Here is a 15,276-nt window from a genome sequence, read left to right as displayed (position 1 = left end):
CCCGTTACGCTGCCTGCCCGGCCTTCGTCGTCTGTGCCGGACGTGTCTTTTGCCGGGGGTCGGAGGCGAGCACGGATGGCGTATCGGCCCGATACGCTTCGATGCGGTTCCTGCCGCGGCTCTTGGCCCCATACAGTGCCGTGTCGGCGCGGCTCATAAGCTCGTGCAGCGGCAGGCCGGCGCAGGCCACAGCCGTACCGGCGCTGATCGTGACCGGGATACAGGTCTCGCCCACTGTGATTTTCAGCGACTGGATCGCACTGCGCAGTCTTTCGGCAACGTCCTGCGGATCGAGATTGGATGAAGCGGGCAGATAGAGGCCGAATTCCTCACCGCCGAGGCGTGCGAAGATTTCACCGTGGCGCAGGTTCAGCGCCATTTCCCTGGCGGCGGAGGCAAGCACGATATCGCCTGCGGCATGGCCAAAAGTGTCGTTGACGCGCTTGAAGTGATCGATGTCGATGATGATGAAAGCGTCGCCCGCAAGTGGCGCGGCGGGCAGCGACAGGAAGAACCAGCGGCGATTGTGGATCTGCGTCAGCGCATCGGTGTCGAGCAGCGTCGTCAGCATGGCTTCTACTCGTTCCTTTACGAAAACCAGCGAAAACAGAGCTATGGCGAAATGGCAAAGGATGAGCAGGAAGAAGGCGTCGCGTGGATGAAGAGGTGCTGTATTCGGCGCCATTAGGCCAGCAACGACGAACACCGACAGGATGACCGCCACGGCAATCGCTGCCGCCAGCGCATATCTGGCCGACAGTTTTTCATGCCGGTCGTCCTGCATAAGCGTCACGGCCGAGGCACCCAGGAACAGGATAGAACTGCCTTGAAAGATGCTCGCGCGCCAAAGGTTATCGAGGTGAAATCCGGTAAGGAGCGCTGTCACGATAAGGCTTGCGGGAATCGCCAGCGCAAACCAGTCCAGTGAACGCCGGTTGTTGTTACCGCTAAGCCTCCTCATTCCAATCCAGAAGACGGCATAGCCAAGGGTGCCCAGCGAAAAGCTCGACAATGCCCACACGGAAAGCGGCAGGGCATGCTTTTCACCGAGACCTGCAAATGTCGAGGCAACGGCCTGGAGGGTGAAGGCGACGGCGAGGATGCCGAGCCCGTGACTGCTCGGCGATTGCCAGCGAACATACAGGAAGCAGAGCGCACCGATGAAGAATGACGACTTGTGAAGAAGCAATACGGTCGCGAGGTCCAAGGCTGGTATCATCCGCAGGTTAGGGCATTTGAGGTGCCGTATAACAGTCTTCGATTACCGAATTCTGAAACACACCCGCAAAGCCCTGGCGAGGCTTGAGCGCCCTGCTGTCATGGTCACCGGCAGCATGGCAGCGCTTATGCCGAGGCCCCTTCGTTCCAGCGCTTCTGCATCTCCTCCGGCGTCACCTGTTCGATGGTCTGCGACAGCATCCAGCGATGGCCGTAGGGGTCGAGAACCTGCGCCACGCGCTCGCCAAAGCTCTGGTCTGCGGCCGGGCGCAGCAGCGTTGCTCCGGCGGAAACGGCCTGCGCCACGGCGGCATCGGTCGATGCCGTGTCGATGTGGAAGGTGACGGGCGATCCGCCAATCGTGTCCGGCGACAGGGCGCCGAAGTCGGGATACTCATCGGCAAGCATCATCAAGGTTTCGCCGAACCTCAGTTCGGCATGGCCGATGCGGCCGTCGGAAGGGTCGGTCATCCGGAATATCTCTTCCGCACCAAACGCTTGGCTGTAGAACTCGATGGCTTGGGCTGCATTCTTCACGACGAAATAGGCGCTGACTTTGCGGGTAACAGTAAACATCGGATGCTCCTCCTTGACTGGTTCGTATATTAACGTTACGTATCGTAATGATATGAGTCAAGACACAAATACAGAACCGAAGAAACGTGGCCGCCCACCGAGTGAAGCCGCACAAAGGCGAGCGCTTGAGGTTGCTCATGATATCCTGATGGCCGAAGGGTTCGGCCGCCTGACCATCGAGGCCGTGGCGGCGCGCTCCGGCGTCGGCAAGCCGACGATCTATCGCTCCTGGGCGAACGCGCAGGAACTGGCGATGGCTGCGTTGCTGGTCAATCCGATGCCGCAAGCCGAGGCAAAGGGGGCGACGGCGGAAGTCGCGCTCAGTGCGCAGATGCGCGGTCTTGTGACGGCATTCGCCTGCACTCGCGGGCGCCAGATCACCATGGCGCTGGCGGCGGCAGACCCTGAAAGCGAATTCACCAAGGCATTCCGCAATCAGGTGATCCTGTCGAGCCGCAATGCCGGCCGCGGCATCCTCGAGCAGGCGCTGGCCCGGGGCGAGATCACCCAACCGATTGATCTGGAGGCCCTGCTCGACATGATCTACGGGCCGGTGTTCTTCCGGCTGCTGGTCGGGCATCGTCCGGTCTCGCCGGAATTCGGCGATGCGGTAGTGGCGACCGCCCTGCGCGCCGTTACCCCGTCAGGGGCGTAGCGCTCCGGCTTCCTCACATCGCGATATAGCGGTCCTTGCGGTGGTTCATTGCCAGCGTGATGTTCATGACGACGGCGCCGGCGATCGAGCAGGCGATGATATAGGGGCTGGCGAGGAAGAACGAGCAGGCGACGATCGCGCCGTCGAAGCCGAGCTGGACAAGGCCGGCGCGCCAGCCGAAACGATCCTGCAGATAAAGCGCCAGAATGCCGATGCCGCCAAGGCTGGCGCGGTGGCGGAACAGAGCGAGCAGGCCGGCACCAACGACAAGGCCTGCAAACAGCGCGCCGATCAGCGGATCGACATTTGTGATCCCCAGCGCGCGCGGAAGGACCTCGGACATGGCCGATGTCATGGCAACCGCGATGAAGGTCTTCACCGTGAAGGCAAGGCCCATGCGGCGGAAGGCCAGATAATAGAACGGCAGGTTCACCGCAAAGAAGCAGGCGCCGAAGCTGAAGCCGGTCGCGTAATGGACCAAAAAGGCGATGCCGGGCGTGCCGCCCGTCAAAAGCCCGGCGCTGGAGAACAGCGTGATGCCGAGAACGGCGAGCATGCTGCCGGAGATCACGCCCTGTGCGTCATCGACAACCGAATGCCGCTCGGCGCTCGAATTCATCAATGCCGCAAAGGCCGATTTTTCAGGTGTTGCCATCATCGTCACTGTTTCCCGTCGGCTGTATCCTGCCGTTCTATCCTCCGGTTTTGCGAACGCAAGCTTTGTGATGAATTTCTCCGCTTGACGGCTCAAATAATCGTGGATATAAATTATCCACGATAGAAAACGGAGGCAAGGCGATGAAGATGGGTGAGGGGGTCGAGCAGGCTATTCACAGCGTCGCCATGCTGTCCGGCCTTTCCGCAGGTGGAGTGCTTTCCGCCGCTGCGATCGCCGAGTTTCATGGCGTATCGACCAGCTATCTGCTCAAGCATCTGCAGTCGCTGTCGGGTGCCGGCATTCTCGATACGGTGCCCGGCCCGAAGGGCGGATACCGGCTGGCGCGGCAAGCGGAAAAGATCACGCTACTCGATATCGTGCTTGCCGTCGAAGGTCCGGCGCCTGCCTTCCGCTGCGGCGAAATCCGTCAGCGGGGTCCCAATCCTCTGCCCAGCCATTTCTTTTTAAAGCCCTGCGGTATCTCGGCCGTCATGTTGAAGGCCGAGCGTGTTTACCGGGCAGAGCTGGCCAAGACCACAATTGCCGACCTTGGCGTGCAGCTGGCCGAAATTGACGATGGATCGATCGTAGCAAGAGGCTGCGCCTTCCTTGAAATTCATGAACGCAAAGCGGCTCGCTGAGCCACCAACACAGGAGAAGACCCATGCAAACTCGTCTCGATATGCCGAAAGTGTCGCCGGAAGCCTTCAAGGCTGTGCTGGCGCTCGAAACTCACGTCCAGAAATCTGGACTTGAGCCCCGCTTCATTCACCTGATCAAGCTGCGCGCCTCCCAGATCAATGGCTGCGGCTACTGCGTCGATATGCACGTCAAGGAATCGCGCCATTCAGGATTGAGCGAGCAATGGATCAACCTGTTGTGTGTCTGGCGCGAATCGCCGGTCTATGATGCCCGCGAACGGGCGCTGCTCGGCTGGGTCGAGGCCGTCACCAATCTTGCCCAGACCGGTGCGCCGGATGATGCCTATGAGACACTGCAGGCACATTTCTCTGCCGAAGAGATCGTCAAGATCACGGTTGCCATCGGTACCATCAATGTCTGGAACCGGCTGATGGTCGCCTTCCGCGCGCAACATCCGATCGACAAGCCCGCCAAGGCCGCCTGATCACATAAAAATGGCGCCGCGCCCGGTGAGGGTGCGGCGCCAGAGTGCGGGATCGACACCCGCTCTCACCACCTGCAGACCATGAAAAGGTTGGGCGAGGGGCAGCCAGTGCTGCCCATGCTGCGGCCGGCAGGTTCGTTGCCAAACCTGCATGCCCCTCGCTACCTTGCCTTGCTCGATCAGTCTCCCCGCCTGAGAGACCGATGTCGTCACAAAGCGATATAGCGGTCGGCGCGGTGGTTGATCGTCAAGAACAGATTGAGCACGACGGCGCCGAGCACCGAATAGAACACGACCGGTGGTGTGGTGACGAAGAAGGCGGCGGCCAACACGCAAAGATCGATGGCAAGCTGCACCAGGCCGGCGCGGATGCCGAAACGCTCCTGCATGTAGATGCCGAGAATGCCGACGCCGCCAAGGCTGGCGCGGTGGCGATAGAGCGCCAGAACGCCGTAACCCAAAAGCAGACCGCCGAGCAGGGCCGCCCAGGCAGGATGAATGCTGGCGATCTGGAACACCTGACCCTGAACGTTGGTCAGAGCTGAGGTAATGGCGATGGCGATGAAGGTCTTCACGGTGAAGGCCATGCCGAGGCGCTTCCACGACAGATAGAAGAACGGCAGGTTGAGCACGAAGAAGGCAAGACCGAAATTGATGCCGAGCGCATAATGCAAGAGGAATGCGACACCGGCGGTGCTGCCGGTCAAAAGGCCTGCGCTGGCAAGAACATAGAGACCAAGGGCCGCGACGAGGCTGCCTGAAAAGATGCCCTGCACGTCCTCGACGGGTGTGTGACGCGTCGCGCTTGTGTTCAAGAAGCCAAGGGCATTGACGATGCTCATGTCGCGATCTCCGAAGACGGCCAGGCGGCGCCCGAGTAAACCCCGAACGGCCGTGAAAGGAATGAATGAAGGTGCATGTGCGCCGTCAGTCTTTCGACCGTGGCGCCTGTGTGCGGTGCAGCAATTATCGGGAATCCGCCTGTTGCAATCAAGCGAAATATGTAAGCAATGCTGACCTATTTCAACTTCGCAAGAAAACTGCGCTTAAGCCGATGTGCGCGTAAGGAACAGAATGCCGAAGACCGGTTTACCGCCATCATTGCGAATGGCGGTTTTGCTGACCGCGAGAATATCAAAGCCAAAGCGCTTGCAGAGGCCCTGTATATAGGTTTCCGAATGGGCGTAGCGCAGCGACGGCCGCAGAATAAAATCGCCCCCGGCGTCCGAATCCTCGACGGAAAAGGCAAACAGGCCCTTGCTGGTCACGAGCTGTGAAGCAATGACGAAGACGCTGTCGAGATTGCCGAGATACATCAGCACATCGGCGGCACTGACGAGATCGGCGCGGTGGTCTGGCATCTCGGAGAATAGCCCGGATGTTTCCGGCGGTAGCGAAAGATCCGCCTGTGCCAGATGGTCATAATGGCCCTTGACCTCTGCCTTAGCCAGCATGTTGCCGGACAGGTCGAAACCTTCCAGCCGATCTGCCTTATGCCGGATGCGCTCGCCGAACAGGCCGGTGCCGCAGCCAAGGTCGATGACATTGGCAAACCGCGCTTCGCCGGTGTGGCCGGTAATCAGCCCCGCCAGCTTTTCCGGAACGGTATAATCCAGCTTTTCGACCAGTGCCTTGTCGAAGCGGTCGGCATAGTCGTCGAACAGTTGCGCGACGTAGAGGCTCGATGGCTGATCGGGTGTTTCGGCGCCGCCGAGAAGGGCAAGTTTCAGGCCGGCGCCAAAGATATCGTCCGGGTTGAGGGTAAGAACTTTGCGCAAGGCCGCGATCGCCGCCTCTTTGCGGCCGGATTTCTCCTCATAGTCGGCAAGGCGGAACCAGCCGGCCGCCCAATCGGGCACAAGCTCCAGCGCCTGGGTCATCAGATCGGCTGCATCCGCATGATCGCCGCTATCGGCAAGCATATGGGCATATTCGGCGCGGCGGTCGGCGATGAGATCGCCGGAGGAAAGCTGGTTGAGCGACATGGTTCCGGGTCTCGATTGCGCGCCGCCGATCGGCGGTCTGGGCTTCACGCGCTTGTCGCGTGCGACTGTAGAAATGGCAAGCGGCGATTTGACGGCAATGTTGACGGCTTGCGGCAGGGGCCATGGCGGCCTATGTGAAGAAAAACAGGAGAATCATGGGCCATGGCCGATGGAGTGAACAGGTTTCTGGGCGATTCGCCCCTTCGGGTGCTCGTCAAGCTGTTGGTGGTCTCGGTCATCGTCGGCTTTGTCATGGCCGTTTTCGGCTGGACACCCTATGGCATCTTCTACACGGTTCGGGATTTCATCCTCGATCTCTGGCATTCCGGCTTCGCAGCCCTTGGCCGCGTCGGCGATTACCTGCTGCTCGGTGCGGCCGTGGTGATCCCGGTCTTCATCATCCTGCGCGTCCTGAGCTACCGGCGGTAACATGCACGATCAGAATTTCACGGCCTCCCGGCGGACGTTCCTGCGGGCCGGTGCCCTGCTTTCGATCGGTGTGCTCGCCAGCTGCGGCACGCCCAAGGTGAAACCGAGCGGCAATGGCAGCGACCAGACCGATGCCACGCTCGGCTATATCAACGCGCTTAGAAAACAAAAGGGCCTGAAGCCGCTGGCCCGCGATCCGGCGGCAGCGCAGGCAGCCCTGTCGCAGGCCTCCCGCATGGCCAAGGCCGGCAAGATGTCGCACCTGATCGGCATGGGCGACAGTTTCCTGTCGCGCATGAAGGGCGGCGGCGTGGCGCTGCCTGCAGCCGAAAACATCGCCATGGGCCAGGACAGCGCCGAAAAGGCTTATGCCGCCTGGTTCCATTCGCCCAAGCACCTGGAGAACATGCTGGGCCCGAACTATAGTGGCCTCGGCGTCGCCGTGATGCGCAACCCCGCTTCCGGAAACCGGCCCTATTGGGCCATGGTGCTCTCGACCGGCTGATCAGGATTTCGTCATTCCTGTGCCTGTCACAGGAATCCAGCCACGCGACGTCTGTCGCGTGAAAGGAGTCTTTTGCGTTCAAGGACTTGAACGCACTGGATTCCCGCCACAAGGGCTGACATGACGGAGGGGAGTAGGTGCCAGAGCTGAAGCTAAGTTGCAGGTCCCCGGATCGAAGTTACGCTTTGGACGCCCAATAATCCGTGCGGCTGCCGCGGATGTCGCTGATCGAGGTCAGCGCTTCGCGGTCGCAAAGCGCCGACAGGCCGCGGACGATCTTGCCCGGCAGTAGTGGCCCTTCATAGACCATGCAGGAATAGAGCTGGACGAGATTGGCACCGGCGCGGATTTTTTCCGCCGCGGTTTCGGCGGAGAAGACGCCGCCGACACCGATGATTGGCAGATCGGGGCCGACGCGCTTGCGCATCTTGGCGAGCACGATGGTGGATTTTTCAAACAGCGGCTTGCCGGAAAGGCCGCCGCTCTCCTTGGCCTGCCGCTGGTCGCGGAGCCCGTCGCGCGACAGTGTCGTGTTGGAGACGATCAGGCCGTCGAGATGATGCGCCAGCGCCACGGCGGCGATATCGTCCATGCCTTCTTCGGTCAGATCGGGCGCGATCTTCAGGAACACCGGCACGTGGATACCAGCTTTTTGGGCTTCGTTATCGCGGGCGGCGAGGACGGCGGAGAGCAGCGCCGAGAGGCTTTCGCGCGCCTGCAGGTCGCGCAGGCCCGGTGTGTTCGGCGAGGAGATGTTGGCGGTGAAATAGCGGGCGACACCGTAGAAGGTGCGGATGCCGGTGACGTAATCGGCTATGCGATCGATGCTGTCCTTGTTGGCGCCGATATTGACGCCGATCATCGCCTTGCGATCACAGGCCTTGAGGCGCTGGAGTGCGGCCTGATGACCCTCATTGTTGAAGCCGAGGCGATTGATGATGGCTTCGTCCTCGACCAGCCGGAAGATGCGCGGTTTGTCGTTGCCGGCCTGCGGCTTCGGCGTGACGGTGCCGATCTCGGTAAAGCCGAAGCCAAGTCTCAGCAGCGCTTCAGGCACGTCGGCATTCTTGTCGTAACCGGCGGCAAGGCCGATTGGGTTGGCAAAGGTGAGGCCGGCGACGGTCTGCGCCAGGCGGGGGTCTGCGGGGGCGGCGCAGGCCGGAACGAGACCGGTCTTCAGCCCCTTGATCGACAGGCCGTGGGCAGCCTCCGGATCAAGCAGGAAAAGGCCATGACGGGCCAGCGACTGGAAGACGTCGATCATTGGTCAAGCTCCGGAAAGACATGGTTGCCATCAGCGCCGCGCGGCAGCGGCTTTTCCCAGATGGCCGTATCGAGCGGCAAGGCGGCGTAGAGATGCGGAAACAAAGCGCCACCGCGCGATGTCTCGTACACCAGCGCTTGGCCCAGCTTTTCGCCATCGACGGCGACAAGCAGCAGGCCGTCCTGACCGGCGAAATACAGGGCGGCGGTCTGCTTTACCTGATCCGCGGTCGAAAAATGCATGAAACCATCGGTCAGATCGATCGGAGCGCCCTTGAATTCTCCGCTTTCGCGCGCATCCTGCCATAGAGTTGCCGGAACGATTTTATAGATAATGCTACGCATGCCGCCGTTTCCTGAAAGCGTGGATGATATCCTTTGCGGGATTGCCGCAATCTTCTGCGAATGTCCACCGGCAAGCGGGGCGGAAGCCTGATTTTTGGCGATCGACGGATTTTTGTTGAGCAAGGAGAATGCGATGAACAGGATGCTGATGCCGGTGGTAACCCTTGGCGGCGTGTTTGCGGCGTTTGCCGCCTTGGCGCAGGAGCCGGCGCCCGGGCGTTATGCCATGCAGAAGACCGACAGCGGCATAGCGCGGCTGGATACGCAGACCGGCGAGGTCTCGCTCTGCCAGGAAAAGAACGGCGACATCGTCTGCCGGATGGCGGCCGACGAGCGCACGGCCTTCGAGCTGGAACTCGATTTGCTGACCAAGCGGGTGGAAACTCTGGAAAAGGCAGCGTCGGAAGGCCCGTTAGGCATCAAACCAAGGCTTCCGACGAAGGAAGAGATTGACCAGACGATGGGCGTCATGGAAAGAATGATGCGCAGTTTCATGGGAATTGTAAAAGATCTGGAAAGCGAGGAAAAGCCGCCGTCTGACAAGACGGAGGACGTGCCTCAGAAGACCTGACCGGATCTGGACGGCACAGCGGACGAATTGGAGGATTTTTCCGCCGTGACGGGCCTTGCGGCCGTACTCTTGGGAGGGAGCGTCATGACGTCAGGATTGACCATCATCATTGCGGACGATCACCCGCTGTTTCGCGGCGCCATGCGCCAAGCCTTGAGCGGCATGCCCGGCAACCCGGCGATCATCGAGGCCGGCGATTTCACCTCGGCGCGGCAGGCGGCGATCGACAATGCGTCGGCAGACCTGATGCTGCTCGACCTGACGATGCCGGGTGTCAGCGGGCTTTCGGGATTGATTGCGCTTCGGGCCGAATTCCAGAGCCTGCCTGTCATGATCGTCTCGGCCCACGACGATCCGGCAACCATCCAGCGCGCGCTTGAACTCGGCGCTTCCGGCTTCCTGTCCAAATCCGCCGGCATCGACGAAATCCGCCAGGGAATCGATACCGTCATGGCCGGCGATATCTTCACGCCGCCGGGCTTCCAGCGCGGCATGGAGCACGAGCCGGAAGTGGCGGCACTGCTGCACCGGCTACAAACGCTCACCCCGCAACAGTCGCGCGTGCTCGGCATGCTTGCCGAAGGCCTGCTCAACAAGCAGATCGCCTACGAACTCGGCGTCTCCGAGGCGACCATCAAGGCGCATGTCTCGGCCATTCTCTTGAAGCTCAACGTCGATAGCCGCACGCAGGCGGTCATTCAACTGGGCAAGATTTCGGCTGTGGTGGCGTAGGAGCAGCCTAACGTCCCGCCGCCTGCTTTGCGGGGGCGATATTTGTGTTTATATCGCCTCGCTCTTGGCCCGATTGTTGGATGTCGATGACGATGTCCCTGCCGAGCAGGGACAGCGCGCGCATGAGCCTCCAAACAGAGTAGTCACCGACGTTGCCGTTGACGATTCTTGAGATATCCGGCTGCTTCAGGTTGGTCAGTTCCGCAGCGGCTTTCTGGCTCAGAACCTTGTCCTCGATAGCGAGAGCAATCTCATTTGAAAGCAGAAACTTGACCCGCATTTCTGCAGGGTCGCTATAGCCGCGGTCCTTGAGATAGTTCCCGCTTCCCAATTTGGTCGGTCCAGCTGCAGGGTCCGTCATTGTCTTTGCCTATTCCAATTCTCTTCGTTTTCGCCGCGCATTGTAACGTTCGCGTAGCAATGTCCGATTTTCGGCATAAAACTGGTCTGCCTGACGTTTTCTCTCCAAGAGACGAGCAACCTGTTCCGCCGGAATTTCACTGCCCTTTTTTAACTTCTTCATACCTGCATCGATCAGGATCACCACCTCGTCGTAATTCGCAAGATAGTATGTTCGGTAGGTGTTGCTGTCGTGGAATAAGCGAAGTTCTTCGATCCCCTTCGCATTCCCCGATAGCGCCTGATGATGCCTTGCGGGCAAGCGCGGAAGGTTCTGCACGGCGGTTATCCGGGCATCGAATGCTTCCACCACGTCGAGCGGTTGAGACAAGTAGTCTTCTTCAACACGCCGCGACAGGAAAACGACTTCTTTGATATCGACGGCATCATCAGACGTCATTTCACTACCCAATTATAGTGTTATTGCTATAAAAAGAAATCTCTAATTTCATCACTCCGCCGCCGCCTTCATCGAGACCGACAGCTGCGTCAGCCAAGCGCGCATCGAGGCCGGCCGGACGGGTTTGTTTTGCAGGGTGATACCGTCGCGTTCTGCGCTGGCACGCACTTCCGGAGAGCGGTCGGCCGTGACCAGCAGCGACGGGATGTCGGTGCCGAAATAGAGCCGGATGGCCTGGATCATGTCGATGCCGGTACCATCATCCAGGTGATAGTCGGCAATGATCGCGTCCGGGCGCAGGTCATGGTCTGTCAGGCTCTGCTGCCAGATGTCGAGAGAGGGAGTGATGGTCACATTGCAGCCCCAGCCCTCCAGCAGCAGCTTCATACCCTCCAGGATCAGCGGTTCATTGTCGATGCAGAGTACGCGCAGACCGTGCAGCGGCTCGGCGGTGCGAATGGGTTCGGATGCGGTGACCTTGACGCCGCCGGCGGCCGTGCGGTCGATCGGCATCCGGACGCGGAAGCGCGTGCCCTTGCCGGGTTTGGATTGAAGATCGACACTGTGGTTGAGGACACGCGAGATGCGGTCGACGATCGACAAGCCGAGCCCGAGGCCTGCAGCGGTCTTGGCGCCTTCGTCGAGGCGGGCGAACTCCTTGAAAACCGTGCGGAACTTGGATGCCGGGATGCCGATGCCGGAATCGAGCACCTGGATGACCGCATCGCCGCCCTCGCGGCGCACACCGACGAGGACCTTGCCGGTCAGCGTATATTTGATGGCGTTGGAGACGAGGTTCTGCACCAGGCGGCGCAAGAGGTTGGGGTCGGTGCGCACCGTCAACGAGGTCGGCATGACGGTAAGCTTGAGGTTTGCAGCGCGGGCGACGGGCGCAAAATCGGTCTCGATGCGGCGCAGCAGGTCGTTGAGCGGTACGGATTGCAGGCGCGGCTTCATTGCGCCGGTATCGAGCCGGGAGATGTCGAGAACGGCGCCGAGAATGGTTTCGACCGATTCCAGCGACGAATCGATGTTCTGCACCAGCATGCTGTTTTCCGATTCCCCCAGACGTTCGACCAGTGACGACGAGTAGAGGCGGGCGGCATTCAGCGGCTGCAGGATATCGTGGCCGGCGGCGGCGAAGAAGCGCGTCTTGCCGATATTGGCCTCTTCGGCAGCAGCACGCGCTTCGGCAACTTCCTTGTTGACGCGGGTGAGTTCGCCGGTGCGCTCGGCAACGCGCAGTTCCAGCGTCTCGTTCGCCTGTTTCAGCGCCATGTCGGCCGCAACGCGCTGGGTAATGTCGGTATAGGTGGTGACGATGCCCTTGTCGGGCATGGCATTGGTGCGCACCTCGATGATCCGCGCGCCGCCCGACAGTTCGAGCAGAAAGGGTTTGTCGAGCGTCAGGAAGTTGGCAATCAGCCGCTTGCCATCTCCCCTGCGGATATCGCCGCGCTGGGTCAGCATCGAGACGATATCCGCTAAGGGGAAGCCGACTTGGCCGGCCGTTTCCGGCAGGTCGAGCAGCTGGCGGAAACGGCGGTTCCAGATGATCAGGTTGTTGGAACTGTCGAAGACGGCGATGCCCTGATCCATCTGCGACAGCGCCGTCTGCAGCATATCCTGATTGTATTGCAGCGCCTCCGATGCCTGATCGAGCAGCCAGGCGGTATCCGACGAGGTGTCGTCCAGCCGTTGCAGCACCAGCGACAAGACAAGCCGGGCCGAGGAAGAGCCGATCGCGCTGCCGAGCAGCTGTTCGGAAAAATGGATCAGCCCCATATCGGCTGGCAGGTGATCCTCCAGCCAGCGGCCCGACTGACGCTCATAGGTCTGGAAGGAGCGTTGCATCCGTTCCTGACCGAGATAGCGGGCAATCGTGGTTTTGAGGTCAAGCACGGTAATCTTGGTCTTGCGGCCGCGAAACGCCTTTTCGGTGCGCGATTTGCGGCGGATGAACACGCCGGCCTGCAGCCTCTCCAGCGGTTTTGGCGCCCGGGTGAGGGAGCCGATGACATAAGCCATCACATTGACCAACAAGCTCAGCGCCGAGGCATTGACCAGTGGATCGGCCTCGGGACCGGAAAACACGGAGGTGAAGGGGAAAAGGAAACCGAGCACGGTTGTCGCGACATGCGAATTGTCCGGTCCGCCAAGGCTCGGCAGAAACAGCAAATAGGCCCAGACGATAAAGCCGAGCGTCATGCCGGCAATGGCACCCCGGGCATTGGCCTGCCGCCAGACAAGACCGCCGAACAAGGCCGGTGCCATCTGCGAGATGGCGGCGAAGGCGAGGAGGCCAAGCGAGGCCAGACCGGCACTCATGTCGGCGGAGCGATAATAGGCGTAACCGAGCAGCAGAACCACGAAGATCGCCGTGCGCCGGACGTTGAGCAAGGTGCCGGCCACATCCTGCGAGCCACCACGGCCCATCAGGTTGCGCCGCAGGAACACCGGCATGATGATGTCGTTGGAAATCATGATCGACAGCGCCACGGACGCGACGATGACCATGGCCGTCGCTGCGGAAAATCCGCCGATGAAGGTGATCATGGTCAGTACCGGCATGTCGGCGGCAAGCGGCAGCGTCAGAAGATAGAGGTCGGCATCGCCGCTGCCGGCAAAGGTCAGCACGCCGGCGATTGCCACAGGCAGCACGAACAGGTTGATGGCGACGAGGTAGATCGGAAACAGGATGCCTGCGGTGCGCAGGTCCTTTTCCGTTCGGTTCTCGACCACCGTCACATGGAACTGCCGGGGCAGCATGATGATGGCAAAGGCGGAGAGGACGATGAGCAGGATCCAGCGCGGCAGCGGTGTCTGATAGTGCAGCGCCGTCATCACCTGCTGGTTGGCAAGGGCCTTGGCCCACAGGTCGCTCGGGCCGTCGAACAGGAAGAACACGACATAGATCCCGGCGGTGACCAGAGCCAAAAGCTTGACCACTGATTCCATGGCGATCGCCAGGATCAACCCGTCCTGATGCTCGGTTGCATCGGTATGGCGCGTGCCGAAAACGATGGCGAAGCAGGCAAGGAACAGCGTCACCAAAAGCGGCAGGTCGATGAAATCCTGGCCGGAACCAATGCCATAGCCGCTGGTATCGACCATCGCCGATACCGAGCTTGAGACCGCCTTCAACTGCAATGCGATATACGGGATAGCGCCGATCAGCGAGATCAGCGCGACGATGGCGGCAACCATCGGGTTCTTGCCGTAGCGCGCGGCGATGAAATCGGCAACCGAGGTCAGTTTTTCAGCCTTGGCGAGCGCGATGATCCGGCGGATGACCGGCAGGCCGATGGTGAACATCAGGATCGGGCCAATATAAATGCCGGTGAATTCCAATCCGCGTTCGGCAGCAAGACCGACACCGCCGAAGTAAGTCCAGGAGGTGCAATAGATCGCCAGGCTCAAGGCATAGACCAGCGGCCTGCCTCTTCCGGCAGGATCGGTCTTGCGCGCCTTGCGATCGCCGTAGCTTGCCACTGCAAACAGCAGCAACAGGTAGCCGAAGGCCGCGGCGAAAATGATCGAGCCCGAGAGCATGGCCCCTCCTTGTCCTCCACCAGAGCATAGGACAAGACGGAGGCGAAGAAAATCGGGCCGCTCTAAGCCTTAAGTCAAAGAAACGGCAACTCTTTTTCAGGGAACCGCGATCGATATATGCAAGGCTAATTTTGATTGCGTGATTTACATGATTTTGATTTCGGTTAGCATCCAGCCTGTACCCGGTTGCGTAGGAACAGGCAGACGCAGCTGGTTTCGGTCTTAGACAAGGAGAGAGTAATGATAAATGAATTCAAGGCGTTTATTGCCCGGGGCAATGTCATGGACCTCGCGGTCGGTATTATCATTGGCGGCGCGTTCACGCTGATCGTCAATTCGCTGGTCGGCGACATCATCATGCCGGTCATCGGCGCCATCACGGGCGGCCTCGATTTCTCCAATTTCTTCTTCCCGCTCTCCAGCACAGTAACGGCGACCTCGCTTGCTGCGGCACGCGAGCAGGGCGCAGTCTTTGCCTATGGCAACTTTCTGACCGTGGTGATCAACTTCCTCATTCTCGCCTGGATCATTTTCCTGATGGTCAAGGCCGTCAACAAGATGCGCGTTTCGTTGGAAAAGCAGAAGAACGAAGAGCCGGCAGCACCGCCACCGGTGGATGTTCAACTTCTGACCGAAATCCGCGATCTCCTGAAAACACAGCGCGTATAAGACGCGTTTCGCGATCGTCAGGCCGGTGTCGATACATCACCAGAATCGATAAATCAGTCACCGAATATCGCGTGATCGTGATGTGAAAAACAGCTAGAAGCGGCGGGCAACTAGAGCGCCGCGCGCCCAATTGGGCGCGCAAAAGGTGCTCTAGTATTTTTTAGCTGCGCATAACCCCGAAAATCGGTTCCAA

The 15,276-nt window shown here is 60.3% G+C and carries 18 protein-coding genes; 8 read left to right on the top strand and 10 right to left on the bottom strand.

What is annotated here, in order from left to right:
* Nucleotides 1-4: 4 nt before the first annotated feature.
* Nucleotides 5-1,207: a GGDEF domain-containing protein gene (locus ACP7E0_RS07355; RefSeq protein ID WP_426123958.1), complete on the bottom strand. Its 1,203-nt coding sequence runs from the start codon at nt 1,205-1,207 to the stop codon at nt 5-7.
* A 137-nt stretch (nt 1,208-1,344) separates the two neighbouring features.
* Nucleotides 1,345-1,794 (bottom strand): VOC family protein, encoded by a 450-nt coding sequence (locus tag ACP7E0_RS07350; protein WP_426123957.1) that lies wholly within the window; start codon nt 1,792-1,794, stop codon nt 1,345-1,347.
* 52 nt (nt 1,795-1,846) lie between these two features.
* Between ACP7E0_RS07350 and ACP7E0_RS07345 the strand changes: the two genes are divergently transcribed.
* On the top strand, nt 1,847-2,449 hold the full coding sequence (locus ACP7E0_RS07345; RefSeq protein WP_426123955.1) for a TetR/AcrR family transcriptional regulator: 603 nt from the start codon (nt 1,847-1,849) through the stop codon (nt 2,447-2,449).
* 13 nt (nt 2,450-2,462) lie between these two features.
* On the opposite strand, the gene ACP7E0_RS07340 is transcribed toward ACP7E0_RS07345, so the two are convergent.
* A complete protein-coding gene (locus ACP7E0_RS07340) occupies nt 2,463-3,104 on the bottom strand; it encodes a YitT family protein (protein WP_426124130.1) in 642 nt (213 codons plus the stop codon).
* A 143-nt stretch (nt 3,105-3,247) separates the two neighbouring features.
* On the opposite strand from ACP7E0_RS07340, the gene ACP7E0_RS07335 reads away from it, so the two are divergent.
* Complete coding sequence (locus ACP7E0_RS07335; RefSeq protein ID WP_426123953.1) at nt 3,248-3,748, top strand: RrF2 family transcriptional regulator; 501 nt, start codon at nt 3,248-3,250, stop codon at nt 3,746-3,748.
* Nucleotides 3,749-3,771: 23 nt separating this feature from the next.
* Nucleotides 3,772-4,233: a carboxymuconolactone decarboxylase family protein gene (locus ACP7E0_RS07330; protein WP_113317503.1), complete on the top strand. Its 462-nt coding sequence runs from the start codon at nt 3,772-3,774 to the stop codon at nt 4,231-4,233.
* A gap of 209 nt (nt 4,234-4,442) precedes the next feature.
* Here ACP7E0_RS07330 and ACP7E0_RS07325 read toward each other — a convergent pair whose 3' ends face one another.
* Together ACP7E0_RS07325 and ACP7E0_RS07320 are read right to left on the bottom strand one after the other, a co-directional pair.
* The gene (locus ACP7E0_RS07325) at nt 4,443-5,075 is read right to left on the bottom strand and encodes a YitT family protein (protein ID WP_426123950.1); all 633 of its coding nucleotides are present in this window, start codon (nt 5,073-5,075) and stop codon (nt 4,443-4,445) included.
* A gap of 204 nt (nt 5,076-5,279) precedes the next feature.
* Entirely contained in the window at nt 5,280-6,218 is a 939-nt protein-coding gene (locus tag ACP7E0_RS07320) for a tetratricopeptide repeat protein (protein WP_426124128.1), read from the bottom strand.
* Between the two features lie 162 nt (nt 6,219-6,380).
* Between ACP7E0_RS07320 and ACP7E0_RS07315 the strand changes: the two genes are divergently transcribed.
* Both ACP7E0_RS07315 and ACP7E0_RS07310 read left to right on the top strand, forming a co-directional pair.
* Nucleotides 6,381-6,647, top strand: a complete 267-nt coding sequence (locus ACP7E0_RS07315) for a DUF6460 domain-containing protein (RefSeq protein WP_426123949.1) — start codon at nt 6,381-6,383, stop codon at nt 6,645-6,647.
* 1 nt (nt 6,648) lies between these two features.
* The gene (locus ACP7E0_RS07310) at nt 6,649-7,152 is read left to right on the top strand and encodes a CAP domain-containing protein (RefSeq protein WP_426123947.1); all 504 of its coding nucleotides are present in this window, start codon (nt 6,649-6,651) and stop codon (nt 7,150-7,152) included.
* A gap of 178 nt (nt 7,153-7,330) precedes the next feature.
* Here ACP7E0_RS07310 and ACP7E0_RS07305 read toward each other — a convergent pair whose 3' ends face one another.
* Both ACP7E0_RS07305 and ACP7E0_RS07300 read right to left on the bottom strand, forming a co-directional pair.
* Nucleotides 7,331-8,416 carry a quinone-dependent dihydroorotate dehydrogenase gene (locus ACP7E0_RS07305; protein WP_426123945.1) on the bottom strand — a complete coding sequence of 362 codons (1,086 nt, stop codon included), beginning with the start codon at nt 8,414-8,416 and terminating at the stop codon, nt 7,331-7,333.
* Entirely contained in the window at nt 8,413-8,760 is a 348-nt protein-coding gene (locus ACP7E0_RS07300; protein ID WP_426123943.1) for a DUF952 domain-containing protein, read from the bottom strand. Before ACP7E0_RS07300 ends, ACP7E0_RS07305 begins: the two co-directional genes overlap by 4 nt.
* Before the next feature lie 133 nt (nt 8,761-8,893).
* On the opposite strand from ACP7E0_RS07300, the gene ACP7E0_RS07295 reads away from it, so the two are divergent.
* Nucleotides 8,894-9,331, top strand: coding sequence for a hypothetical protein (locus ACP7E0_RS07295; protein ID WP_426123941.1), 438 nt, complete (start codon nt 8,894-8,896; stop codon nt 9,329-9,331).
* 84 nt (nt 9,332-9,415) lie between these two features.
* Nucleotides 9,416-10,063, top strand: a complete 648-nt coding sequence (locus ACP7E0_RS07290) for a response regulator transcription factor (RefSeq protein ID WP_426123939.1) — start codon at nt 9,416-9,418, stop codon at nt 10,061-10,063.
* A gap of 7 nt (nt 10,064-10,070) precedes the next feature.
* Here ACP7E0_RS07290 and ACP7E0_RS07285 read toward each other — a convergent pair whose 3' ends face one another.
* Genes ACP7E0_RS07285 through ACP7E0_RS07275 form a run of 3 tightly spaced genes read right to left on the bottom strand, consistent with a single transcriptional unit; the run spans nt 10,071 to nt 14,414 of the window.
* Nucleotides 10,071-10,424: a helix-turn-helix domain-containing protein gene (locus tag ACP7E0_RS07285; RefSeq protein WP_426123937.1), complete on the bottom strand. Its 354-nt coding sequence runs from the start codon at nt 10,422-10,424 to the stop codon at nt 10,071-10,073.
* Nucleotides 10,425-10,433: 9 nt separating this feature from the next.
* Entirely contained in the window at nt 10,434-10,862 is a 429-nt protein-coding gene (locus ACP7E0_RS07280) for a type II toxin-antitoxin system RelE/ParE family toxin (protein WP_426123935.1), read from the bottom strand.
* Nucleotides 10,863-10,913: 51 nt separating this feature from the next.
* Nucleotides 10,914-14,414, bottom strand: a complete 3,501-nt coding sequence (locus tag ACP7E0_RS07275) for a PAS domain-containing hybrid sensor histidine kinase/response regulator (protein WP_426123933.1) — start codon at nt 14,412-14,414, stop codon at nt 10,914-10,916.
* 240 nt (nt 14,415-14,654) lie between these two features.
* Here ACP7E0_RS07275 and mscL point away from each other — a divergent pair, with 240 nt between their 5' ends.
* On the top strand, nt 14,655-15,083 hold the full coding sequence (gene mscL / locus ACP7E0_RS07270) for a large conductance mechanosensitive channel protein MscL (protein ID WP_426123931.1): 429 nt from the start codon (nt 14,655-14,657) through the stop codon (nt 15,081-15,083).
* Nucleotides 15,084-15,276: the final 193 nt, after the last annotated feature.

The sequence above is a fragment of the Pararhizobium sp. PWRC1-1 genome (assembly GCF_049897905.1).
Classification (GTDB): Bacteria; Pseudomonadota; Alphaproteobacteria; order Rhizobiales; family Rhizobiaceae; genus Pararhizobium.
The sequence above is the reverse complement of the archived record's forward strand: the minus strand, read 5'-3'. Positions and strand labels throughout refer to the sequence as shown.